Here is a 22,165-nt window from a genome sequence, read left to right as displayed (position 1 = left end):
TCACCAATGCGATCAACATCGCGGGGGAGCTGACCGTGCGCCGGCACGTGAAGCTCGTGATGACCGGCGGGGTGGCCCGGGCCCAGGCGTTCGAGCTGACCGGGCCGCTGGCGTCCGGCACCCTGGCCCAGATCACCCTGGACTGGGCGATCATCGGGGTCAACGCCCTCGACCCGGCCGCCGGGGCCCGGGCCTCGGACGAGGACGAGGCCCAGGTCAACCGGCTGATGGTGGAGCGCGCCGGGTCGGTCGCAGTGGTGGCCGACAGCTCCAAACTCCGGGCCCGGGCCTTCGCTCACATCTGCCCGGTGCAGGACATCGACGTGGTGGTCACCGACGTCTCGGCCGACCCGGGCACGGTGCGGCAACTGCGGGCCCAGGGTGTGCAGGTCATGCTCGCCTGACTACTGTCGTCTCATGGAACCTCAGACGTCAGACGCTGTAACACTTCTGGACGAAAAGCATCTCGAGCGGGCTGTCGTCCTCGCCTGGACGGCCCGGGAGCGGGGCGACCATCCGTTCGGATCGCTGTTGCTCACCCCGGACGGCACCGTGCTGGAGGCGAACAACACCGTGGTGACCGGTTCCGACCCGACCGGTCACGCCGAGAGCAACCTGGTGCGCCTGGCCGGGAAGCTCGACCGCGCCACCCTCACCGGCAGCACGCTCTACACGAGCACCGAACCCTGCGCCATGTGTGCCGGCGCGATCTACTGGTCGGGCATCGGCCGGGTGGTGTTCGCCCTGTCCGAGGCCGATCTGGGCACGCTGGTCGCCGAGGAGGAGGGCGTGCCGCCGCTGAACCTGCCCTGCCGTGAGGTGTTCGCCCGTGGCGGCCGCCCGATCGTCGTCGACGGTCCCGTCGACCTGGCGAGCGCCACGGACGTTCACCGTGGCTTCTGGGACTGACGACATCACGTCGTTCTCGCGCCGAAAACGTTGATCGGCCGTGCTTTCGGGACCGATCGAGGTGGCTCCCGCCAGACGGGGAGGCGAAGGAGAACCGGTTCAGGTCGCCGACGAATCATGAGGGAGACCGCCGAGGAACTCGTTCACGGAACTCGGACGATGCGCCACTGCTGCGATTTCAGACTCCGGCAGGGAGCTCTACCTCAAGAGGAAGACGATCGGACTTGGTGAGGTCAGTGGCCCCCAGGCACGCCTTCGCCCCGGCAACGATCCCGAGAACGACCGAGGCCGTCGCGGCTGCCACCAGGATCAGTCGCCGGCGCCGGTCGTGCGGCACTGCTGGAAGAACCGGCAGGATCCGCACCGCAAACCCTCGCCAGGACAGTGCTTCCCCGGGGCGGTCCCGAGGAAATATCTGGGCTAATCATGCCGTAAGGGTATGTAAAGGCGGCACTCGTGCTCCGGGGGAGGGCTCTTGACGGATCTCACCCCGATCGCCAACGGCTGGCGGGCGGGTGAGAGCACCGTGCCTGGGAGCCGGTCTTCCCGTGGCTCCCAGGCCGGTGTCCTGGCCGGGGTGGAGAGGCAGGCGGTTCAGCTGGTGGAACGGGCCTGGGCGAAGGCTTTCCCGATCTCCGTCAAGGTTCCATCACCGGCCACCAGGTTGTTGTTGGTGTTCCAGGGGTACCAGGCATAGCGTTCGACCTGTTGGTGGCGTGCCAGCATCTTCACCGCACCCTGGTAAAAGGCGCTCACACTCGTCTGGCTGGGGTTGCTCTGATTCATGCAACCCCATTCGGTGATCCAGATGGGCCGGCCGCCGGCCTTGCTCTGGACCCAGTTCAGGTAACTCTCCAGCTGGCTCGCACTGGCGTCGCACGAGCCGGCGTTCCATCCGTACCAGTGAACGGCAATGAAGTCCACGCGCAGGTTCTTGGCCGCGACCTGGTCCATGAAACTGGAGAACCAGGCCTGCCCGGCGGTGTCGGCCGACGTGGCCGGGCTTCCCACCGCAACAGCGGGGTTCGAACTCAGGGCCGGCCACATCGACACGACCTGCTGGACGCTGAGATTGGCCTGATCGGCCTTGTTCGGCTCATTGAAACCCAGCACCGAGCGGTAACCGGCCTGGGCGATCCGGTCGATCGCACTCCGCACGGCGGCTTCGGTCTTCTCGCTCTTGCCGGCAACCATGGGGACGAATCCGTGTCCGGGGCAGTCCGTAGTGGTGGTCCAGTTGTAGAACCAGGAAACGGACAGCCGGTCCATGTCCGAGCAGCTCGAATTGGCCACCCCCTTGTACGGTTTCGACAGTGGATCGGGACTTGCGCTGGGGGTCGGCGTGACCGCGGGACTTCCCCCGGCCGGCGTGGTGGTGGGGCTGTAGCTGGTCGTGGCGCTCATCGAGGGGGAGGGCGCCGGCGCAACGGTCGTCGTCGCGCTCGGGGTGACCGGCCGGGTCGCGTGATGCCTGCCCGGACGGTGCGAGGGGGTGGGCGGGGTGAGCGTCGCGGCGGCCCGGACGGCGCCGTCATCGCTTCTCGAAGGGGCCAGGGTGTACGCCGATGCGCCGGCGGCCAGGACGATCACCCCAATCAGGGAGGCCACGCCGGCCGAGAGGGCACGCCGGCTCAGCCGGGTGGGCCGGCGGCGGCGGACGGTGGACCTGCTCTGAGTCATCTTCTGCCCTCGTAGTGTCGAGATGCCGGACCGGGTGGCCGCCACGAATGAGGACAGTAATGAAAATGCTTCTGCCGATGGATTTCCCGATATCAAGACCGTACTAAGACTGCGGGATGCCCGGGAAGCTTCAGCGCCGCGCGGGGCCCTGGTACGCGTCCACGCGGGTCGGTGCCGAACTGCGGCAAAGGTGTCGTCGATCGTCCGGGGTCATGCAATCCCGGCGCAGATCCGGTGAACGTCGGAGGCGCTCATCGGGGCGAGGCCCGAAGACCAGGCTTCGGTCGCTGCCTGTTTTTCCTGGCCGTTCTCGCCTCCGTCTTCGAGCAGTGCCGGTCCGGAGTTCGGCGACACCTGACGGTCAGGGCCTGGAAAAGAGGATGATCCAGCTTTTTGAATAGATACGAAAAGGATTTCTCCTCGCGATTGTGGTGCTACGATTCTCCCGTGGCTTTTGAGTGGCTGGAAGATTCACTGCGACAGCTGAATCGCATACAACCGCAAGAGGTACATCAGGCTCTGGCCACCGAACGCCGTTGGCCGCGAATGGCTATCGACAGTGAGTCGGGGCTTCGCGTGCTGACCATCTGGGCGCGCACGGCTGGGAATCGTCCCCTGGTCATTGCGACCAGGAAGCGCACGGAGTGGGATTGGCAGTGCCTGGGTGCGCGCGACATGAAACCCGCTGAGGTCGCTGAGTTCGAGAAGTGGGAGAACGGCTGATGGCCAACACCGTGCCCGACGGGCTGATGCAGCGTCTGGTATTCAGCGGTGAGTCAGTCGTCGCGGCTGAGGTGCCACCACGTATTTCTCCGACTCTGCCGGTAATATTTTCCCCTCATGAGGACGACCCGGCGTCCTGACCGAGTTGCCTCGCCGGGCGCCGGCGGTCAACCCGGATGGGCCTGCCGTGGGGCTGACCGAAATTCTTTGCGGTGCTACTGCGATGGTCGCTACCGGCTGTCCTCCGCCTCTGGTTCGTCACCTGGGCCGAGAGAGCGCCGATCCGGCAGCGTGCTCGTCGAACAAGTGGAATTGCGTTGGCAAACAACTCCTTTTACCCCATCGGTCGGGGAGAACGCATCAGGTGATCGGGTGGGAACCTGCCGGCAGGTGTGCCCTGTCGGTGAGTAGATCTCCGGGAAAAGGATTTTGGAGGCCGTTCCGGTCTCAGATCCGGAACTGCCCGACCAGTTCCCGTAGATCGGCCGACATCTGCTCCAGTTCGCCGGCCGCCCGGTAGGCGTCGGTCGTGCCCGCGGTGGTCTGTTCGATCGACCGCGAGACCTCGGTGACCGTGCGGGCCACGCTGCCACCCGCGTCCGCCGCCTCGTTGACGCTGCGGCTCATCTCCGCGGTGGTCGCGCTCTGCTCCTCGACCGCCGAGGCAATGGTGGTCTGGAACTCGTTGATGTTCTGAATGATCTGGCTGATCTCCTCGATGGCGGCCACGGCGCCGCCGGTGTCGGCCTGGATCGCGGCCACCCGCTGCCCGATGTCCTCGGTGGCCCGGGCGGTCTCCTGAGCCAGCTGCTTCACCTCGTCGGCGACCACGGCGAATCCCTTACCGGCGGTCCCGGCCCGGGCCGCCTCGATGGTGGCGTTCAGAGCCAGAAGGTTGGTCTGCTCGGCGATCGAGGTGATCAGCTTGATCACGTTACCGATCTCGGCCGAGGAGTTGCCCAGCTTGGCCATCACTGCGGTTGTGCCGGCGGTGACGTCCACGGCGCGCCGGGCCACTTCGACCGCCCGCGTGGTGTTCTGCGATATCTCCCGGATCGAGGCCTCCATCTCCTCCGCACCGGCGGCTACGGTCTGGATGTTCATCGACATCACCCCGGCCGTGTCGGCGACGCGGGAGGCCTGCTCGGCCCCGTTGCGGGCACCTTCGGCCCCTTGCTGACTGAGGGCCTTCAACTGGGAGGAGGCCGACGACAGCGTGCTGGAGTGATGGCCCAGTGCCGTGATGGTCTCCCGGAACGCCGAGACGGCCCTGCGCGTAGAGCTGGCCATGCGCCCCACCTCGTCCCGCTGGTGCACCCCGGAATCGCGGGAGAGGTCCCCGTCGGCGACCGCATCCAGCGCTGACGACACCCGTCGCAGCGGCAGGACGATGGACCGTCCCATCACCAGGGCCAGCAGGATCGCGAACAGCAGGGAGAAGGACAGCAGCAGTCCGACGGTCCACCGGGTGCGGCGGGCGGTGGCGGCGAACTGGGCCCCCTGAGTCAGATTCTTCTCTGCCCGGTCGATCTCGGTGATGAACAGTTGCTCGTAGACCTTCCGCAGATCCCGGTTCGCGTTGAGGGCCACCTCCACGGCGGCCTGGCGGTCGGTGTCGTAGGTGCCGAATTCCTTCTCCAGAGCGCTGAACCAGGCGTCGGTGGCTATTTTGATTTTCTGCACCTGGGCCTTGCCGGTGGCGTCGGTGCTGGCGGATGCGGTGGTCAGGGCCGCGTCCACGGCGTCCTGCCGACCCAGCGCCTCGTCCCGGTACTTGACGTCTCCCGCGATCAGATAACCCCGCTCGTCGTTGGCGGCGGCCTTCGCGCTCAGCGCAGCGGAGTTGAGGCTGGTGATGTAGGGGACGGAACGGCCCACCTCGGTGTTCCGGGTCGTCTGCAGATTATTGACCCCCATCAGGGCGATCAGCCCGATGGCGAGCGTGCCGACGATCGCCACGCCGGCCACCATCAGGATCTTGGTGGCTACCCGGCGGTCCCCGAGCCAACGACGCGTCGTGCCGTTGCTCGCCTCAGTGCTGCGCATGTTTCTCCCTCGTACTGGCCTCCCGCCTTCCTCGGAACGTCAGCGCCCGGCTTGAGGCTGTTCATCTACTGGACATCTACCGCCGCCCGGCCGGCTCACGGGTGAGTTCTGAGGGAGAGAGCCGGTTCTCCTCATCCTGGCCGACGTTCACCGAGGGAGTGTGACTGCACCGGGCAGTCACGGTGGGAGTCAGAGGGTGAGCAGCACCTTAATGGCCCGCCGCTCGTCCATCGCCTGGTATCCCTCGGCGGCCTGCTCGATGGGCAGGGTGAGGTCGAAGACCTGGCCCGGGTCGATCTCGCGGTCCCAGATGAGCTGAATGAGCTCGGGCAGGAACCGGCGCACGGGCGCGGGGCCACCGTGGAGGTGAACGCCGGAGAAGAACAGCTGCTCGCCGGGCAGCTGCACGTCGTGTGAGACGCCGACGTAGCCCACGTGCCCGCCGGCGCGGGTGGCGCCGATGGCCTGCATCATCGATTCCTGGGTGCCCACGGCCTCGATGGTCGAGTGCGCGCCGAGCCCACCGGTGAGCTCCCTGATCTTCGCGACACCGGCGTCGCCGCGCTCGGTGACGATGTCGGTCGCCCCGAACTTGCGCGCAAGGGCCTGCCGGTCGGCGTGCCGGGACATGGCGATGATCCGTTCGGCGCCGAGCTGCTTGGCCGCCAGGACACCGAGCAGGCCCACGGCGCCGTCACCGACGACGGCGACGGTCCGGCCCGGGCCGGCCTCGGCGGCGACCGCTGCGAACCAGCCGGTACCCAGCACGTCGGAGGCGGCCAGCAGGGAAGGGATCAGATCGTCGTCCGGCAGGCCCGGGGTGGCGACCAGCGTGCCGTCGGCCAGCGGGATGCGCGCGAAGTCGGCCTGCGCCCCGGGCAGGGCGCCGGGCTGGCGGTGCACGCAATGGGTCTGATAGCCGGCCTGGCAGATCTCGCAGGTGTTGTCGGAGGCGAAGAACGACCCGACCACGAAGTCCCCGACCTTCACGGTTTGCACCCCGGACCCGACCTCGTCGACGATCCCGACGTACTCGTGGCCCATCGGCTGGTGCTCGACCTGGTCGGCGCCGCGGTAAGGCCACAGGTCGGAGCCGCAGATGCAGCTCGCGGTGAGCTTGATGATCGCGTCGGTCGGCTCGACGACGGTGGGCCGGTCGGTGTGGTCGACCCGGACATCGCCGGGCGCGTACATGACGACTGCTCGCATGAAGATGGTGCCTTTCGCTGGAGCGTGATGCCTGCGGCGCAGGCCGATGATGCTTCGTTTCTCACCGGGTGCCAGCGTGCGCCCGGCCGGGTGGGGTGCGGGAGTCTCTGATGAGGGGCGCACCGGCGGTACACCCCTGAGACGCTCCGCGGGGTGCCACACCGTCCAGCCCGGGCAGTCCCACGGCTGACGGCAAGGCCCTGCGCGCCTCCGATGCGCCCGCGCGCAGGGCCTTGAACAAGCGTCCCCACCGACTGACCGGTGCCGAAGGTTGCCGGGGTGGCCGATCAAGGGGTGTACCGACAGGCTCTCCCAACGTCGTGCTCCCCGGCCTAACCTGCTGGTCATGGACACCCGAGCCGAGGTTCGCGAGTTCCTCACGACACGCCGCGCCCGGATCACCCCCGAGGGGACGGGTGTGGTGACCGGCGGCAACCGGCGCGTGCCCGGCTTGCGTCGCAGCGAGGTCGCCGCGCTGGCGGGAGTGAGCGTGGAGTATTACGCCAAGCTCGAACGCGGAGCGATCGGCGGCGCGTCGTCCTCGGTGCTGGGGGCGATCGCGGGCGCGCTGCAGCTCGACGACACCGAGCGTGCCCATCTGCTCGACCTGGCCCGCGCCGCGGACGGCATCCCGACCAGCGGCCGCTCCCGGCGCCGCTCGAGCAGGGCACCCGCTTCGCGACCCAGCCTGCAGTGGGCGCTGACCGCGATCACCGACGCTGTCGCATTCGTTCGCGACCCCCGGCAGAACCTGCTGGCCACCAACCCGCTGGGACGGGCTTTCTACTCGCCCGTGATCGGCGACGGCGGTCGCACGCCGAACCTGGCCCGGTTCCAGTTCCTCGATCCGGTGGCTCGCGACTTCTACCCCGACTGGGAACTGTTCGCGCAGATGTGCGTGGGCATCATGCGGGCCGATGCCGGTCAGGACCCGCACGACAAGGAGCTGCAGGATCTCGTCGGAGAGCTGTCCACCCGCAGCGAGACGTTCCGGAGGTTGTGGGGCGCGCACGACGTCCGCACCCATGGCACCGGGACCAAGAAGTTCCACCACCCCGTCGTCGGCGATCTCACCCTGGCCTACGAGGAACTGGCCATCACCGCTGCCCCCGGCCAGGTCCTGATGATCTACACCGCCGAACCCGGATCGCCGTCAGCCGAACGTCTCCGGCTACTCACCTCCTGGTCCGCGACACCTGCCCCGGCCGGCACCATCTCCCCGCCCAGGAGCAACTGATGGATCTGACCGTGCTGCTCGCCCACCTGGCGGCCGGGCACCTGATCGAAAGTGGCTCCGAGCAGATGGCATCCATACACGACCTCGCGCAGGACGCGCTGCTGATCACCGCCGAGCTCAACGCCGGCTACCACGCGCCCGCCGAGGTCCGCGACCTGATGCGGCGGCTGACCGGACGGCCCGTGCACGAGTCCGTCACCCTGTTCCCACCGTTCCACTGCGAGTTCGGCAAGAACCTGACGATCGGCCGCGAGGTGTTCATCAACCAGGGGTGCCGGTTCCAGGACACCGGCGGCATCACGATCGGCGACGGATGCCTGATCGGCCACGGCACCACGATCGCGACCCTCAACCACGCGGTCGACCCTCAACGGCGCGCCGACCTGCTGCCCGCACCGGTGATCATCGGCCGCCAGGTCTGGATCGGCGCCGCGGTCACGATCGTCCCCGGAGTCACGATCGGCGCGGGATCCGTCGTCGCGGCCGGCGCCGTGGTCACCAGGGACGTGCCACCCGACACGATCGCCGCCGGGGTACCCGCCCGGACCCTGCGGGAGACCGGATTCCGCACGACCCCATAGATTGCCGTCGTTGACAGGCCGCCTCGGCTCCGTCGGCCGGCTATTTGACGAATCGCCGGAACAGGTAGAAGGCCACGAGGACGAGAATCAGGATGACCAGGACGCGCACGGGAACACCTCACGGGGACGGCAGCAGAAGCACCTCATCGTCACCGCAGTCCCGCGCCCGGGCAAGGCGACCCGGACGCATCGGGCCGGTAGCCGTACGGTCGCACCCGCGATCTGCTCATTCCGGGCGCTGCCGCAGATAGGCCTCAATGAGGTTCTGCATCGAGACCCACTCCTCGTCGGAGTGCTCGGTGACGTGGTAGCCGGTGCCGGGCCTGATCTCGGCCCAGCCGTGGCGAACAAGCCATCGCAACGCATCCCGGGCGGCACCCGGCGGGTAGCCCTGATGCTCGAGGTCGCCCGGTCCGGGAAGGAGCGCGCCGGGGGCGTACTGACCCGACAGGATGCGTGCCGCGATCTCGTCGGCGATGAAACGGTAGGGGGACATGGGCACGGCTCATTCTGAGGCATGATCATGTTCTTTTCCTCCTGATCGGTGGCCGGTGCGACGCAGTTCACCCGTACGCAGTCGTTGCCTGAGGTCACCGAACGGTGAGGTGAAGTCCAAGGGCACCTCATGGTGAGTCAATAGTCCTGTCCATCAATGAATTTCGTTGGCCGTGGGAGATTCGGGCGTACGGTGTCGGGCAGACCCGCTTTCTGCGCCACGAACCGACGGAAGACCGCGATGACCACCCTGCCCACTCTCGTACCCCCGCCGGCGACCTCCCCGGTGCCACCCGCGTCCTCCATCGCGCTCGACCCGCACCAGATGGCCCGGCGGGCCGTCACCGTCGGGGTCGGCAAGGCGCACGAGAGCGTCCTGACCACGTTCGTGCTGGCCGTGCTGGCCGGCGCGTTCATCGGGTTCGGGGCGATGTTCGCCACCGTCGCCTCGTCGACCGTGCCCGGAGCGGCCGGACTGCCCTACGGCGTCTCCAAAGTACTGATGGGCCTGGCCTTCTCCGTCGGCCTGATCCTCGTGGTGGTCGGCGGGGCCCAGCTGTTCACCAGCAATGTGCTGCTGGTGATGGCCTGGGCCTGCGGCCGGGTGAGCGGCCCGGCGGTGCTGCGCAACTGGGCCGTCGTCTATGCGGGCAACTTCGCCGGGGCCGTCGGCACCGCCGGGCTGGTCCTGCTCTCGCACGAGTACCGCTCGGCCGCGGGCGGGGTCGGGCTGAACGCGCTGCGGATCGCTGACGGCAAGGGCGAGCTCGGGTTCGTCCAGGCGCTGGTGCTCGGCATTCTCTGCAACATGCTGGTCTGCCTGGCGGTGTGGCTCAGCTACTCGGCCCGCACCACGGCCGACCGGGTCGCGGCCGTCGTCCTGCCCGTGGCCGCCTTCGTCGCCGGCGGGTTCGAGCACAGCGTGGCCAACATGTACTACCTGCCGCTGGCCGCCCTGATCAAAAGTACCGCGCCCGCCTCGTTCTGGGCCTCCACCGGGACCACGCCCGGGGAGTTCACCCACGTCGGCTGGCCGATCTTCTTCGAGAACCTGGTGCCGGTGACCATCGGGAACATCCTCGGCGGGGGCCTGATCATCGGCGGCCTGTACTGGCTGGCCTACCTGCGCGAGAACCGTACTTAACCGGCCGGTAGCTCACCCCTCAAGGTGACACCCGATCGTGACGAAGGTGATGGTCGAACCGCGTCCTGGGGTGGGAGGCGGCCTGGTGGAAGGGACCGCTTTGTCACGCACAGGCATTGTCTGGGTATCGCTGGTTTCTGCGGGTGCCATGTTGCTGGCCGGGTGCGGCAGCGATACGGAAGCAGCGTCGGCCGTCATCTCGTCCGGGACCATCGGGGTGGCCATGCCGAACACCTCCTCGGCCCGGTGGGTCAGCGACGGCGACAACATGAAGAAGCAGTTCTCCCTGCTGGGCTACGAGACCGACGTGCAGTACGCGGAGGACAAGTCGGACGCCCAGGCCTCGCAGATCGCGGCGATGATCAAGAACGGTGACAAGGCCATCATCGTGGGAGCCGTCGACGGGACGAAACTGACCGCCGTGCTGGCCCAGGCCGCCGACGCCGACATCCCGGTGATCTCCTACGACCGGCTGATCCGCGACACCCCGAACATCGACTACTACGCCAGCTTCGACAACTTCCGGGTCGGGGTGCTGCAGGCCACCTATCTGGTGCAGACGCTGGGGCTGAAGTCCAAGGACGGCCCGTTCACGATCGAGCTGTTCGCGGGGGACTCGGCCGACAACAACGCCACGTTCTTCTTCAACGGCGCCATGAGCATCCTGCGCCCCTACATCACGTCGGGCAAGCTCGAAATACCCAGCGGGCAGAAGGCGTTCGCCAAGGTCACCACGGCCGGCTGGAGCGGGGACGTGGCCCAGGCCCGGATGACGAAACTGCTGGCGCAGGACTACACCTCCGACCGGCTCGACGCCGTGCTCTCGCCCTACGACGGCATCTCCCGGGGCATCGTCGCGGCCCTCAAGAAGGACGGGTACGGCACGAAGTCCAAGCCGCTGCCGGCCGTCACGGGCCAGGATGCCGAGCTGGAGTCGATCAAGGCCATCGTCGCGGGCGACCAGGGCGAGACGGTCTACAAGGACAGCCGCGAGCTGGCCAAGGTCACCGTGCAGATGACGGACGCGCTGCTGTCCGGCGGAACCCCCGAGGTCAACGACACCAAGCAGTACAACAACGGGGTCAAGGACGTGTCCTCCTTCCTTCTCCAGCCGGTGAGCGTGGACAAGGCCAACTACAAGACGGTCCTCATCGACGGCGGGTTCTACACCGCAGAGCAGATCGGAAACTGAGCCCACGATGACTTCCGAACCCACACGCCGGGGCCCGGTCTCCCGGTTCCTCGACCTGCCCACCTGGACCAAGCTGACCGCGCTGGTCGCCGCCAGCGTGCTCGCCCTGCTGACCTGCCTGGCCCTGAGCGCCGAGACCAACAGCTCCAGCACCAGCACCAGCAAGCAACTGCGTGACCTCAACGACGCCGACACGATCGTGCTCCAGCTGAACGAGATCGCCACCGAGCTGAAGGCCCAGGCCCTGAGCGCCATCCTGAGCTCCAGCCCGGCGACCCAGCAGAAGGCCGTCGAGGTGCAGGCCGCCGCCGCGAACGACCTGATCACCCAGCTCGACGCGGTCCCCCTGGCGGCCGACAACCAGGTCCCGGTCGACCGGATCAAGACCGTCTACGCCGACTACCTCAGCGTCGTGAACCGGTTCGTGGCCGGGGCGATCGCCGACCCGACCACCGCCCGGCTGAACTGGGAACAGGTCGGCGTGGACAACTACCTGGTCAGCGCGGTCACCAAGAACGGCCGCGCGTACTTCGCCGAACAGGTGAACCTCGCGCAGGAGCACCAGAAATCGACCCAGAACCACCGCTTCCTGACCATGGTGATGGCGGTCGTCATCGCCTCGCTGGTCCTGGTGGTCATCGCCCGGTTCGTCGTCACGGCGGTCACCCGGCCCCTGGTGCGGGTGCGCCAGTCGGTGGACGCGATGGCCGGTGGTGTGCTGACGGTGCCCGCCGACGTCCACTCTCGCGACGAGATCGGCCAGATGGCCGAGGCTCTCGACCGTGCCCGCAACCAGGTGCGCTCGATGGTGACGTCGGTGTCGGCCTCGGCCACGTCGCTCGCCGACGCGGCCCGGCAGATGACGTCCAACTCCTCCACCATGGTCGCCTCCGCCCAGACCTCGTCCGGACAGGCCAAGGAGGCCTCGGCCGTGGCCGTGGACGTGTCGGACAACGTGCAGGCGATCGCCAAGGGCTCGGAGGAGATGGACTCCGCCATCCGCGAGATCGCCCGCAGCGCCAGCGAGGCCGCGGGCGTCGCCGGTGAGGCGGTGGACGTGGCCAGCTCGACCACCAGCCGGGTGGCCCGCCTCGGTGAGTCGTCCGCCGAGATCGCCACCGTGGTCGAGATGATCACCTCGATCGCGGAACAGACCAACCTGCTGGCCCTGAACGCGACGATCGAGGCGGCGCGCGCCGGGGAGAGCGGCAAGGGCTTCGCCGTGGTCGCGAACGAGGTGAAGGACCTGTCCCGGGCCACCGCCCAGGCCACCGGGGAGATCACCAAGTGGGTGACGTCGATCCAGGGCGACACCGAGGAGGTCGTCACCGCGATCAGCGACATCAGCGCGGTCATCGACCGGATCCGTAACTACCAGACCGTCATCGCCAGCGCGGTGGAGGAGCAGTCGGCCACCGCGGCCGAGATCAACCGGGGAGTCACGGCCCTGTCGCACGGTGCGCAGGGCATGGCCACCAACGTCTCGACCATCGCCGAGGCGTCGCGGGTGACCACCGACGGCCTGTCGGCCTCGGAGGTGGCCGTGGCCGACCTCAGCCGGATGGCGGCCGAGTTGCAGGGGCGGGTCAACCAGTTCAGCGTCTGATGACCAGCACGAATGGTGGACGTCGTCCTCGACCCGAGGACGACGTCCACCATTTCGCTGTGGTCACCTGAGGTGTGCTGGGCCACGTGTGCCCGTCCGGTCCGACCTCCACCATCTGATGGCTCCATTGTGGGGAGTCCAGAGGGCTCCAAATTGTGGAACAGAACCTCTCCAAAATGGGGAACAGGGTTCCTCGAATTTGGGGAGTTCAAGGTCCTCAAATTCTGGTACCTTCGTGGCCAGAGGCGTGACGTGGCGGAGGCGGAACATGGTTGGTGCACTGGATGGGATTGCCGCGAGGCGGATCTCCCCCCTCCTGGAGGGCCTGCTGGTCGAGGAGCCCGTTGTTGCGTTGCACGGCCCTCGATCGGTGGGCAAGTCAACGGTGCTGAGGGCTCTGGCCGGCAGCCGCGGGGTCCCGGTTCTCGACCTTGATGACCTGGGTACGAGGGACGCTGTCGTGGCCAACCCGCAAACTGCTGTAGACACTCATGAGTTGGTGTGTGTCGACGAATATCAGCATGCTCCGGAGATTCTCGATGCCCTGAAAGCCCGGCTGAATCGAGAAGGCACCCTGCCCGGCACCGCGGTGCTGACAGGTTCGACCCGGCAGGACGCACTGCCGCGCACGGCTCAGGCACTCACCGGCCGACTGCACACCATGACCATCTGGCCACTGTCACAAGGTGAGATCGGTGGGGTCATCGAAAATTTTCTGCCGGCCCTGCGGGCGGACCCGGATGTCACGGTGGCGGCCCAGCCCACTTCTGCGACCACTCGGGCTGAGTATGTCGAGAAACTTTGCGGAGGAGGTTTTCCGTTGGCATTGCGTCGCGTCGGCGCGGCCAGGGATCGCTGGTTCGACGACTACGTCCGCCTGTCGTTGGAGCGTGACGCCATCGAGCTCGTCCGGATACGTCAGCGCACTGTCCTGCGTGAACTGCTGGAGCGGCTGGCCGGGCGGACCGGGCAGGTGCTGAACCTGGCGAAGGCAGCCGAAGGTCTGACCGGCGATCGCCGAACCATCGAGGATTACGCTCGCCTTCTCGAGGATCTGTTTCTCATCGACCGGCTTCCGGCGTGGGGTAAGACTCTCCGGTCACGAGCAGGGGCAACTCCGAAACTGCACGTCGTCGATACCGGTGTGGCGGCCCGGCTGATGCGGGTCACGGCGACGAAGCTGGCAACTCTTGATCCCACTGCCTTGGCAGAATTCGGTCACCTGCTGGAAAGCTTTGTCGTCGGCGAGCTGCGCAAGCAGATCTCCTGGCTCGAAGAGCCGGTTTCCACCGGGCATTGGCGTACGCACGATGGGGACGAGGTCGACTACGTCATCGAGTTCGACGATGGTCAGGTCCTGGCGTTCGAGGTCAAGGCGAACGAACGGGTCACCGGTAACGACCTGAAAGGCCTTCGTAAGCTGCGGGAATTGCTAGGGGACAGGTTCCTGGCGGGCGTTGCGCTGAGTACGGGGCGGCGCTCGTTCACCTACGAGGATCGCCTTCACATCATGCCGGTCGATCGGCTGTGGACACCGGTGGCATAGCAAGTTCAGGCGCGCCCCGCATCCGGTCCAGGACGCCGGACCGACTCTGGAACGTACCCGCTTTGGTCACCTAGGATTCGGCCGTGACGAACGACAGCGAACTCGTCGATCTGGTCGCGGATGTCCTCGCCCAGGACCGCCCCTGGCAGATCACGCAGGCCGGGGCCCCGGTGCTCCGGCAGACCACGGCTCCCTACGACGGGCAGTTGCCCGAGACGATGCTGCACGAGCTGCTCGACGCGATGCGGGCGCATCTGCCCGGCGTCGGGGTCGGGCTGGCGGCGCCTCAGATCGGGATCCCGCTGGCCCTGGCCGTCATCGAAGACCCGGGCAGCGCCGATCCGGACGTCACGGCGGCTCGGGAGCGCACCCCGCAGCCCCTGCTCGAGCTGATCAACCCGGTCGTCACCCCGCTGGGCGCCGGGCAGGTCGCGTTCTACGAGGGCTGCCTGAGCGTTTCCGGTTATGGTGCCGTGGTCTCCCGTTACCGGCAGGTGCGGCTGAACGCCACGGACCGCGACGGCCGGCCCTACGAGCTGGAACTGACCGGCTGGCCCGCCCGCATCGCCCAGCACGAGACCGACCACCTGAACGGGATCCTCTACCTGGACCAGGCCGAGATTCGTTCGCTGGCGACGGTTCCCGCCATGATGGAGCTCTGGAACCAGCCGACGCCGGCCGAGGCGGCGGCCGCGCTCGGTTTCTGAACGCCAACCTCCTGTTCGTGATCAGGCAAAGTCTCCCCGGGGAAACTTTGCCTGATCACGGCGGCGTAGGAGGGGCGTCACCGCATCAGGCGAACAGCCCCACGGCCTTGGGCTTGAAGCCGGGGAAGATGTTCGTCGTCGAGCTCACGCCGCAGCGTTTCCTGAGCACTTCCGAGACGATGCTGCGGTAGTCGGTGGTGCCGGCCAGGTCGCCGTCCACGCGGTCCTTGGCGGCCAGGCCGGGCCAGGTGCCGTGCACACCCTTCCTCAGTCCGCCGCCCAGCAGCAGGACCGCGTTGCCGTGGCCGTGATCCAGCCCGCCCGAGCCGTTCTCGTCGATGCGCCGGCCGAACTCGCTGAGCGTCACCAGGGTGGTCCGCTTCATCCCGGCGTCACCCAGGTGCTTGGCGAAGGCGGCCAGGGCGGTGCTGAGCTCGGTGAGCTGCTTGTACATCCAGCCGGCGTCGGACTTGCCGAGACCGGCGTGCATGTCCCAGTCACCCTGGTCGACCGTGGCCATGCTCAGGCCCAGGTCGGCCTTGATCAGCCGGGCGACGTCGTGCAGGGCGTGGCCCAGGGGGGTGTCGGGGTAGCCGTACTGCGCCGGGTCGTCGGCCTGCTTCGCCAGGGTGCTGAGGTTGCTGACGGCCTGGAAACCGGCCGTGAGCGGCTGCCAGACCGTGGCGGGAGTGCCGGCCCGGGATGCCTTCAGCGCGGACTTCCAGCCGCTGAGCGGAACCCGGGCCCCGCTGCTGCCCAGCTTCACACCCGCGATCGTGGAGATCGCGAACTTCAGGTTGCTGCCGTTCATCGACGTCGGCATCTGGCTGCCCGCGCCGACCTGGGTCGCGGTCAGGCCGCCCGGGTTGCCGAGACCGCCCAGGGTGCGGTCGATCCAGCCGGTGCGCAGACCCGAACCCGGGGCGGCGCGCTCCATGGCCTCCTGCGCGGCGAAGTGCGACCGGCTGGGGTCGTCCTGGCCGACCGCCTGGACGGCGGCCATGCTGCCCGCGTCCCACAGCCCGAAGATCGGCTTCATCGCCGGGTGCAGGCCGAACATCGAGTCGATCTTCTTGGTCACCGAGGCCTGCACACCGATGTTCGGGCGTGACTTCAGGTAGCCGGCGTCACCGTTGGGTACCACCACGGACAGGCCGTCCATGCCGCCGTGCAGCGAGAGCACCACCAGCGTGCCGGTTCCCGCGGCCGCGCCGAAGGCCAGCTCGACCCCGGAGGCGGTGGTGAGGCCGGCGGTCAGGCCCGTGGCCACGGCACCGCGCAGCAGGTTGCGCCGGGACATCCCCCGGCCCTCGGGACAGCCGCAGTTGGTCTCAGTCGTCGTCATCACGGGCCTATCGGGTCAGGTGGGCGGGTGACGACAGCAGCAGCATCGCCGTCAGGTACAGGGTTTCGTGCTGCTGCGGAGATCCGGCGGCGAACGTGGTGGGCAGCTTCTGGCCCCCGAGCGTCGCCGAGTTCAGCAGGGTGGTGACGGCCTTGCGCTCGACCGTCGTCGGGTTGCGGCCCAGCAGTTTCCGGGAGGTCGCGGTGACGGCGGCCGTGCGGTTCGTCGGGGGTTTCTTCAGGAAGCCCCCGAAGCCGGGGTTCTTCAGCCGGGCTCCGCCGCCGAGCAGCCAGGCCGAGGTGGCGTTGAAGATGATGAGCGCCGCGGCCGGGGACTGGTACGAGGCCGCCGAGTCGTCGTACCCGTTCGGCTGGGGCCAGGAGACCGGGCCGTGCCCGGCCTGACGGCTGAGCTGCACCAGGTCGAGCAGGCCGATCGGGTCGGTGGCGGGCTTCAGGTCGAGGGCCCGGGCGGTGGCCACCAGCGTCTCCATCGGCCGGCGCAGCTTCTTGCCCTTCGAGACCGAGAACTCCTTCGAGGAGAACAGCATCCGTAGTACCGGCGCGATCTTCGTGTCGTTCTTGGTGTAGGCGGCGGCCAGTTTCTTCACCAGCGACGCGGGCGGGTTGTCACTCACGAACCGCACCGCGAGCTTGCGGGCGATGTGCTGGGCCGTCTTCGGGTGCCGCGCCAGGTACTTGACGTAGGCGCGCTGGGCCGTCTTCCCCGAGGCGGCGGTGGCGTTCGCCGTGGTGAAGCCGAAAACCCGGAGCTTGCCCACGTAGTGGTTGGCCGGGAGGTAGGTGGCGCGCAGCTGGTCGTCCAGCTTCCAGCCGGTCAGCAGCAGGGCGCCCTTCTGCACGTCGCGCTCGGTGTACCCGGCGTCGACGCCGACGGTGTGCAGCTCCAGGATCTCCCGGGCGTAGTTCTCGTTCGGCTCCTGGCCGGTGGAGCCGTTGCCGTTCAGGTAGGCCAGCATCGTCGGGTGGAAGGCACTGGCCAGCAGCATCGACTCGAAGTCGCCCAGGGCGTGCTTCCGGATCACGTCGCGCTGGTAGGCGTGCCGGGTCTCGTAGGTGCCGCCGGGGCTGTCGGAGGGGAAGACGTTGAGGTGGTTGGACCAGAAGTCGACCATCACCTCGAACAGCTGGCGGCGGCTGAAGATGGCGCGACCGATGTGGTCACCCATCAGCGGCATCCAGTAGTCCTTCCTGTCCGTCGCGGCCTTCACCTGGCTGATCGTGCGGCTCAGATGCGGCCAGTACTGCTCCAGTACCTTGACGCCCGGGTCGGAGATCTTCGCCGGCTGGAGCTGCCGTTCGAGCCACTTCTTCGGGCCCAGGCGCTTGAGTTCGGCGGCGGACGCGGTGGTGTGCCCGTACGTGGCGCGGCTGAGCAGGAGCGCGGGGTCGAGGTCGCGGTTCATCGAGTACGTCGCGGCCGCGGTGGTGGTGCTGTCGTTGGAGGACGAGGTGGTCGCCTCGGTCGCGGTGCTCTCGGCGGTGGTGGCTTTCGCCGCCTGGGCGACATCGGCCGCCTCGGCGGCGTTCGCCCTCCGCCGGGCGGCGGTCAGCGTGATCTGACCGGTCTGGCCGCCCTGACCGATCTGAGCGGCCTGCTCGGCGCTGGTGGCGCTCCCGCCGGAGGGCTTCAGCAGGAACGTGGCGGTGGCGGTCGCCGCCGCCACACCGGTACCACCGGCCGCCACCAGCGTGCGGCGCGAGAGTCGCCCGGCGTCGTGGCTCGGCTCGGCGGCGACCCGTCGGGACCGCCGGCCCGGTGCGGGCGGCGGGGGCAGCTCGGGCATGGGTGGGGGAGTCCTTCCACGTCGCTGAGAATCACTGGAAATCACTGCGGTCCGGGACCGGAACGCACTCAGGACATGAAGCCGCCTGATTCCTTACGGGCGCATCACCCGGCCGTCAAAAGATTCCTGACCGCCCGAGGGCCGAGAAGCATGGAAGACAGGGGAAAATTCACAGCGAACGGCAATAAGCCATTGCTCAAGGTCATTTTCGGCCCGCCGGGGCCCGAAATTTATCGACCCGAGATTTTCTGGCGTGAACCGTTCACGCGATTTTCGAGTAACGACTAATAAATCCAGGTGAAGCCGGTCTTCCGGCCGCCCGCGCGGTAGGTCGCCACCGGCACGTCGGAGCCGGGTTCGGGCAGGTCCACGGTCGCCGCGCCGATGTCCAGCAGCGCCTCGCCCAGCGTGATGCTGCTGACGTCGTCCGGCATCGGCGCGGGCTGATCGACGGCCTCGGCCAGCACCAGGTGCACGCCCGCGTCCTGCTCACCGCCCAGGTGTTCCAGCACGGGGGCCCAGATGTCCTCGTCGTCGGGGGCGTGGACGTGGTCGTCGACCAGCACGTAGAGCCGGGGGCCGCGCCACTCGGCGCTGTTCCGGCCCCCCGATCCCTTACACCGTCCGGCCAGGGCCCAGAGCGTGCCGTCGATCAGGTCGCGCAGCGCGTTGGCGTGGAACGCGTGCCCCAGCAGGAAATCCTCGGCCACACACTCCATCAGCCCGGCCCGGTAGTCGACCAGAAGGATGCGGACCTGGGCCGGGGTGCGGCCGCGCACCAGGTCCTCGGCGATCGAGCGCAGCAGGGTGGTGCGGCCACTGGCCTTCGGCCCGCGCACGATCAGGGCCCGGTGCCGGGCGAAGTCGTGCAGCACGGAGGCGGGCCGGCCGGGCGTGGCGCCCAGCGGCACCTGCAACGTGGTGCTCCCGGTCGGGAGGGACGACGGGCGCACGGACGCGGTCGGGCTCACCAGGCAGGGTGCCCCGGCCCGCGGCTGCCAGTACTCCTCGACCGTCGCGGCCAGGCGGCGCCGGGCCGCGTCCGCGGAATCAGGGGAGAGCGGCACGCCGATACGCGCGGCGACCGGCGTGAACGGCGTCGAGCGCCCGTCCGGCCCGATCACCCGGCCCCCCACGGACCCCTCGAGATCGACGCGCGTGGTGAACCACGTCCGCAAACCGTCGGGGACCTGTGCCTCACCGTCGGCCGCGACCAGAAGGTGCACCTCGCGACCCGGGGCGGCGTCGGCGGTCGCGATGAGCTCGGGACCCAGCGCCGACAACTGCGCCGGGTAGTCGATGACCAGGTAGATCTCGGTGTCGAGGTTCGGCCGGGTGCTCAGCTGCTGCAGCAGGCCGATCACCGCGGACCGGTCGTCGGGGGCGATCACCGTGCCGACGTGCGGAAGGTCGGCCAGGTCGGCGGGACCCGGCCCGGCGGCGAGGCAGTGGAACTGCACCTCGTCGGGCGTGCGGGTCAGGGCCAGACCGGCCATGAGCACGGCGATCGTGCTGCTGCGTCCGCTACCGGGCGGGCCGGTGACCAGGGTGTGGCCACCCAGGTCGGCCCGGCCGACGGTGTTGTCGGGGCCGATGCCGACGGGGACGTGCAGTGGGGCAACAGAGGACGACGCGGTCGCCCCGAGCCCGCGGTCGGGATGGGGGAGCAGAGGGGGGAGGAGCCGGTCCAGACCCAGCAGATCGCTGTCGTGAAGCAAGGTCTGGAGATCCTCTCGTACGGCTGAACGCGGGCTGGGGTTCACCAGTATTCCGTGTTTCCGGAGGCCTCCGGTACGCGGCGGTTTTGAACCGGTCTCCGGTCGAGCCCCGTTGAATCGTCTGGATGTCCGGGATGCCGGGCCTCTAGGGACGACGGCGGGAAGGACGACGCGTGGGTACCGGTGACGATGCCGTGGTGGTCGCCGAGCAGGCCGGGGGCGCCTACCAGGACCTGACCATCAGCCGGGCCGGTGGGATCGGTATCAGCGTGACGTCCGGCGGCCTGCCGGCCTTCAGCGGGGTGACGATCACGAACCCGGTCGGTCCCGGGGCCTGGTCCACGGGGGCCATCTCGACCTGAGCGGGACCGAGATCACCGACGCGGGGGCCGAGGGCGTGCTGGTGACCGAGGAGGGCACCGCCCGGCTGAGTCGCACCCGGGTCCGCCGGGCCCGTCGCGCCGGGCTGGAATGGGCCTTCGGAGCGGGCGGTTCGGCCGCCGAGTGCGAGGTGACCGACGGTGGGGCCGACGGCATCCGGGTGCGGTCGAACGCGGAACTGCACCTGACCGACTGCACCGGCCGCAACAACGGTGGGTCCGGGCTGCGGGTGCAGACGTCGGGGGAGCAGCTGAGCGTCACCCGGTTCCGGGGGACGGGCAACGGCGCCGCGGACGTGTTCGGTGACCACACCACGCTCGTCGACTCCCTCCACGAGCCGGGCGAGGACACCGGCCAGGAGCTGCGGGCCGGCGCGACCGAGACCACTGCGGTACCGACCCCGCGAGCGGGGGAGACCGAGGTGGCCACGGCGTCCTCTGCTCCACCGAAGTCCTTCGGCAACGGGCGGCTGGCCCAGCTGCTGGGGGAGCTGAACTCCCTGGTCGGTCTCGGCGAGGTGAAGCGCGAGGTGGAGACCCTGGTGCGGCTGCACCAGATGGCCGATCGCCGTGCGGCGGCCGGGCTTCCGTCCCCACCGCTGTCCCGGCACCTGGTGTTCGCCGGGTCGCCCGGTACCGGCAAGACGACGATCGCGCGGCTGTACGGGCAGATCCTGGCCGCGCTGGGGGTTCTCGCCGGCGGACAGGTGGTCGAGGTGGGGCGTCCCGACCTGGTCGGGGAGTACGTCGGTCACACCGCGCAGCGCACCTCGGAGGCATTCGACAAGGCGCGGGGCGGAGTTCTTTTCGTGGACGAGGCGTACGCGCTGACGAACCAGGGCGGAGGCTCGGGGAATGACTTCGGCCGGGAAGCCATCGACACCCTGGTGAAGCTGATGGAGGACCACCGGGACGAGGTGGTGGTGATCGCGGCCGGGTACGCGGACGAGATGGAGTCGTTCCTCAACGTGAACCCGGGCCTGGCATCACGGTTCTCGCACCGTGTGCGGTTCGCCGACTACAGTGCCGACGAACTGGTGACGATCGTCTGTCAGCACGCGGCCACGGCCGGGTACGAGTGCACCGGCCCGACCGTGGCGGCGCTGCGGTCCCGCTTCGCCGCCACCGCGCGTGGGAGTTCCTTCGGCAACGGCCGTTTCGCCCGGCAGGTGCTCGACGAGGCGGTCACCCGGCATGCGAAACGGCTACGGGGTATGAGCTCACCGTCGATGCCGGACCTGGTGCTGCTGCTGCCGGACGACTTCGCGGGGTCCTGAGGTTCCTCCCCGGCCGCTCGGAGACCAGCCGGATCCGCAGGCGCCGCAGGGCGTGGTGCGTGCGGGTCTTCACGGTGCCCACCGGCACTCCCAGCACGGCCGCGGCCTCGGTGGTGCTGTACCCGTGCAGATAGACGTGTTCCAGCGCCTGACGGTGCTTGGGCGACAGGCCGGCGAGGGCCTGGGTCAGGAGCACCGAGTCGACGACCGCGGCGGCATGGTCGGCGGTGACCTCGACCTCCCGTTCGGTCTCCTCGACCTCGGTGGGCCGGGCGTTGCGGGCGCGGATGCGGTCGAAGGCGACGTTGCGCGCGACGGTGCTGAGCCAGCGGTGCAGCTGGACGCGGTCGCAGGTGAGCCGGTCGGCGTGCTGCCAGGCCCGCACCATGGTCTCCTGCACCACGTCCTCGGCCTGCTGGGGGTCGTTGAGGATCCGGGTGACGTAGGCCAGCAGCGAGGTGGCGTGGTGGGCGTAGAGGTCGCGGACGAACGCGTCCTGGGAGCGGGATTCGTGAGAGGTGGTCATAGGGTCAATGCTTCGCCCGGCAACGGGCAATTTCGCC

At 68.6% G+C, this 22,165-nt stretch carries 21 protein-coding genes; 12 read left to right on the top strand and 9 right to left on the bottom strand.

The window, feature by feature from the left end:
• Both LR393_RS31345 and LR393_RS31340 read left to right on the top strand, forming a co-directional pair.
• Positions 1-404 (top strand): DeoR/GlpR family DNA-binding transcription regulator (locus LR393_RS31345; protein ID WP_407937370.1); only part of this gene is annotated, 404 nt, incomplete at its 5' end.
• A gap of 13 nt (positions 405-417) precedes the next feature.
• The gene (locus tag LR393_RS31340; protein WP_231488818.1) at positions 418-909 is read left to right on the top strand and encodes a nucleoside deaminase; all 492 of its coding nucleotides are present in this window, start codon (positions 418-420) and stop codon (positions 907-909) included.
• Positions 910-1,087: 178 nt separating this feature from the next.
• Here LR393_RS31340 and LR393_RS37290 read toward each other — a convergent pair whose 3' ends face one another.
• On the bottom strand, positions 1,088-1,213 hold the full coding sequence (locus LR393_RS37290; RefSeq protein WP_407937371.1) for a DUF2613 family protein: 126 nt from the start codon (positions 1,211-1,213) through the stop codon (positions 1,088-1,090).
• A 290-nt stretch (positions 1,214-1,503) separates the two neighbouring features.
• Positions 1,504-2,589, bottom strand: a complete 1,086-nt coding sequence (locus LR393_RS31335) for a glycosyl hydrolase (protein ID WP_231488817.1) — start codon at positions 2,587-2,589, stop codon at positions 1,504-1,506.
• 447 nt (positions 2,590-3,036) lie between these two features.
• On the opposite strand from LR393_RS31335, the gene LR393_RS31330 reads away from it, so the two are divergent.
• Positions 3,037-3,312, top strand: coding sequence for a hypothetical protein (locus LR393_RS31330; RefSeq protein ID WP_231488816.1), 276 nt, complete (start codon positions 3,037-3,039; stop codon positions 3,310-3,312).
• Positions 3,313-3,759: 447 nt separating this feature from the next.
• Here LR393_RS31330 and LR393_RS31325 read toward each other — a convergent pair whose 3' ends face one another.
• Positions 3,760-5,358 carry a methyl-accepting chemotaxis protein gene (locus LR393_RS31325; protein ID WP_231488815.1) on the bottom strand — a complete coding sequence of 533 codons (1,599 nt, stop codon included), beginning with the start codon at positions 5,356-5,358 and terminating at the stop codon, positions 3,760-3,762.
• 189 nt (positions 5,359-5,547) lie between these two features.
• Positions 5,548-6,567 carry a zinc-dependent alcohol dehydrogenase family protein gene (locus LR393_RS31320; RefSeq protein WP_231488814.1) on the bottom strand — a complete coding sequence of 340 codons (1,020 nt, stop codon included), beginning with the start codon at positions 6,565-6,567 and terminating at the stop codon, positions 5,548-5,550.
• Positions 6,568-6,913: 346 nt separating this feature from the next.
• On the opposite strand from LR393_RS31320, the gene LR393_RS31315 reads away from it, so the two are divergent.
• Together LR393_RS31315 and LR393_RS31310 are read left to right on the top strand one after the other, a co-directional pair.
• Positions 6,914-7,804, top strand: a complete 891-nt coding sequence (locus LR393_RS31315; protein ID WP_231488813.1) for a helix-turn-helix transcriptional regulator — start codon at positions 6,914-6,916, stop codon at positions 7,802-7,804.
• Positions 7,804-8,385 carry a sugar O-acetyltransferase gene (locus LR393_RS31310; RefSeq protein WP_231488812.1) on the top strand — a complete coding sequence of 194 codons (582 nt, stop codon included), beginning with the start codon at positions 7,804-7,806 and terminating at the stop codon, positions 8,383-8,385. Before LR393_RS31315 ends, LR393_RS31310 begins: the two co-directional genes overlap by 1 nt.
• Before the next feature lie 226 nt (positions 8,386-8,611).
• On the opposite strand, the gene LR393_RS31305 is transcribed toward LR393_RS31310, so the two are convergent.
• Complete coding sequence (locus tag LR393_RS31305; protein ID WP_231488811.1) at positions 8,612-8,881, bottom strand: GntR family transcriptional regulator; 270 nt, start codon at positions 8,879-8,881, stop codon at positions 8,612-8,614.
• 240 nt (positions 8,882-9,121) lie between these two features.
• Between LR393_RS31305 and LR393_RS31300 the strand changes: the two genes are divergently transcribed.
• The 5 genes from LR393_RS31300 to LR393_RS31280 all read left to right on the top strand — a co-directional run bounded on the left by LR393_RS31300 (position 9,122) and on the right by LR393_RS31280 (position 15,075).
• Positions 9,122-10,024: a formate/nitrite transporter family protein gene (locus LR393_RS31300; protein WP_231488810.1), complete on the top strand. Its 903-nt coding sequence runs from the start codon at positions 9,122-9,124 to the stop codon at positions 10,022-10,024.
• Between the two features lie 148 nt (positions 10,025-10,172).
• On the top strand, positions 10,173-11,216 hold the full coding sequence (chvE, locus tag LR393_RS31295) for a multiple monosaccharide ABC transporter substrate-binding protein (RefSeq protein WP_345718915.1): 1,044 nt from the start codon (positions 10,173-10,175) through the stop codon (positions 11,214-11,216).
• A 7-nt stretch (positions 11,217-11,223) separates the two neighbouring features.
• A complete protein-coding gene (locus LR393_RS31290) occupies positions 11,224-12,822 on the top strand; it encodes a methyl-accepting chemotaxis protein (RefSeq protein ID WP_231488808.1) in 1,599 nt (532 codons plus the stop codon).
• Positions 12,823-13,090: 268 nt separating this feature from the next.
• The gene (locus LR393_RS31285) at positions 13,091-14,368 is read left to right on the top strand and encodes an ATP-binding protein (protein WP_231488807.1); all 1,278 of its coding nucleotides are present in this window, start codon (positions 13,091-13,093) and stop codon (positions 14,366-14,368) included.
• Positions 14,369-14,451: 83 nt separating this feature from the next.
• Complete coding sequence (locus tag LR393_RS31280) at positions 14,452-15,075, top strand: peptide deformylase (RefSeq protein ID WP_231488806.1); 624 nt, start codon at positions 14,452-14,454, stop codon at positions 15,073-15,075.
• Positions 15,076-15,160: 85 nt separating this feature from the next.
• Here LR393_RS31280 and LR393_RS31275 read toward each other — a convergent pair whose 3' ends face one another.
• The 3 genes from LR393_RS31275 to LR393_RS31265 form a co-directional block, all read right to left on the bottom strand.
• On the bottom strand, positions 15,161-16,420 hold the full coding sequence (locus LR393_RS31275; protein ID WP_231488805.1) for a DUF1501 domain-containing protein: 1,260 nt from the start codon (positions 16,418-16,420) through the stop codon (positions 15,161-15,163).
• Between the two features lie 7 nt (positions 16,421-16,427).
• The gene (locus LR393_RS31270; protein ID WP_231488804.1) at positions 16,428-18,227 is read right to left on the bottom strand and encodes a DUF1800 domain-containing protein; all 1,800 of its coding nucleotides are present in this window, start codon (positions 18,225-18,227) and stop codon (positions 16,428-16,430) included.
• A gap of 284 nt (positions 18,228-18,511) precedes the next feature.
• Entirely contained in the window at positions 18,512-19,945 is a 1,434-nt protein-coding gene (locus LR393_RS31265; protein WP_231488803.1) for an FtsK/SpoIIIE domain-containing protein, read from the bottom strand.
• A 173-nt stretch (positions 19,946-20,118) separates the two neighbouring features.
• Here LR393_RS31265 and LR393_RS31260 point away from each other — a divergent pair, with 173 nt between their 5' ends.
• Both LR393_RS31260 and LR393_RS31255 read left to right on the top strand, forming a co-directional pair.
• Complete coding sequence (locus LR393_RS31260; protein ID WP_231488802.1) at positions 20,119-20,307, top strand: hypothetical protein; 189 nt, start codon at positions 20,119-20,121, stop codon at positions 20,305-20,307.
• A 35-nt stretch (positions 20,308-20,342) separates the two neighbouring features.
• The gene (locus tag LR393_RS31255) at positions 20,343-21,602 is read left to right on the top strand and encodes an AAA family ATPase (RefSeq protein WP_231488801.1); all 1,260 of its coding nucleotides are present in this window, start codon (positions 20,343-20,345) and stop codon (positions 21,600-21,602) included.
• On the opposite strand, the gene LR393_RS31250 is transcribed toward LR393_RS31255, so the two are convergent.
• On the bottom strand, positions 21,511-22,128 hold the full coding sequence (locus LR393_RS31250) for a sigma-70 family RNA polymerase sigma factor (RefSeq protein ID WP_231488800.1): 618 nt from the start codon (positions 22,126-22,128) through the stop codon (positions 21,511-21,513). The two genes, LR393_RS31255 and LR393_RS31250, sit on opposite strands and share 92 nt — an antisense overlap.
• Positions 22,129-22,165: the final 37 nt, after the last annotated feature.

This window comes from Kineosporia mesophila, assembly GCF_021129235.1.
Lineage (GTDB): Bacteria > Actinomycetota > Actinomycetes > Actinomycetales > Kineosporiaceae > Kineosporia > Kineosporia mesophila.
This window is presented reverse-complemented; position numbering and strand designations above follow the sequence as displayed.

Excerpts from the sequence above, each read along its gene's own strand:
- LR393_RS31320 (WP_231488814.1), bottom strand. The coding sequence starts at position 6,567 with ATGCGAGCAGTCGTCATGTACGCGCCCGGCGATGTCCGGGTCGACCAC.
- LR393_RS31335 (WP_231488817.1), bottom strand. The coding sequence starts at position 2,589 with ATGACTCAGAGCAGGTCCACCGTCCGCCGCCGCCGGCCCACCCGGCTG.
- LR393_RS31290 (WP_231488808.1), top strand. The coding sequence starts at position 11,224 with ATGACTTCCGAACCCACACGCCGGGGCCCGGTCTCCCGGTTCCTCGAC.
- LR393_RS31305 (WP_231488811.1), bottom strand. The coding sequence starts at position 8,881 with ATGTCCCCCTACCGTTTCATCGCCGACGAGATCGCGGCACGCATCCTG.
- LR393_RS31250 (WP_231488800.1), bottom strand. The coding sequence starts at position 22,128 with ATGACCACCTCTCACGAATCCCGCTCCCAGGACGCGTTCGTCCGCGAC.
- LR393_RS31325 (WP_231488815.1), bottom strand. The coding sequence starts at position 5,358 with ATGCGCAGCACTGAGGCGAGCAACGGCACGACGCGTCGTTGGCTCGGG.
- LR393_RS31285 (WP_231488807.1), top strand. The coding sequence starts at position 13,091 with ATGGTTGGTGCACTGGATGGGATTGCCGCGAGGCGGATCTCCCCCCTC.
- LR393_RS31300 (WP_231488810.1), top strand. The coding sequence starts at position 9,122 with ATGACCACCCTGCCCACTCTCGTACCCCCGCCGGCGACCTCCCCGGTG.
- LR393_RS31315 (WP_231488813.1), top strand. The coding sequence starts at position 6,914 with ATGGACACCCGAGCCGAGGTTCGCGAGTTCCTCACGACACGCCGCGCC.
- LR393_RS31270 (WP_231488804.1), bottom strand. The coding sequence starts at position 18,227 with ATGCCCGAGCTGCCCCCGCCGCCCGCACCGGGCCGGCGGTCCCGACGG.
- chvE (WP_345718915.1), top strand. The coding sequence starts at position 10,173 with ATGTTGCTGGCCGGGTGCGGCAGCGATACGGAAGCAGCGTCGGCCGTC.
- LR393_RS31340 (WP_231488818.1), top strand. The coding sequence starts at position 418 with ATGGAACCTCAGACGTCAGACGCTGTAACACTTCTGGACGAAAAGCAT.
- LR393_RS31310 (WP_231488812.1), top strand. The coding sequence starts at position 7,804 with ATGGATCTGACCGTGCTGCTCGCCCACCTGGCGGCCGGGCACCTGATC.
- LR393_RS31275 (WP_231488805.1), bottom strand. The coding sequence starts at position 16,420 with ATGACGACGACTGAGACCAACTGCGGCTGTCCCGAGGGCCGGGGGATG.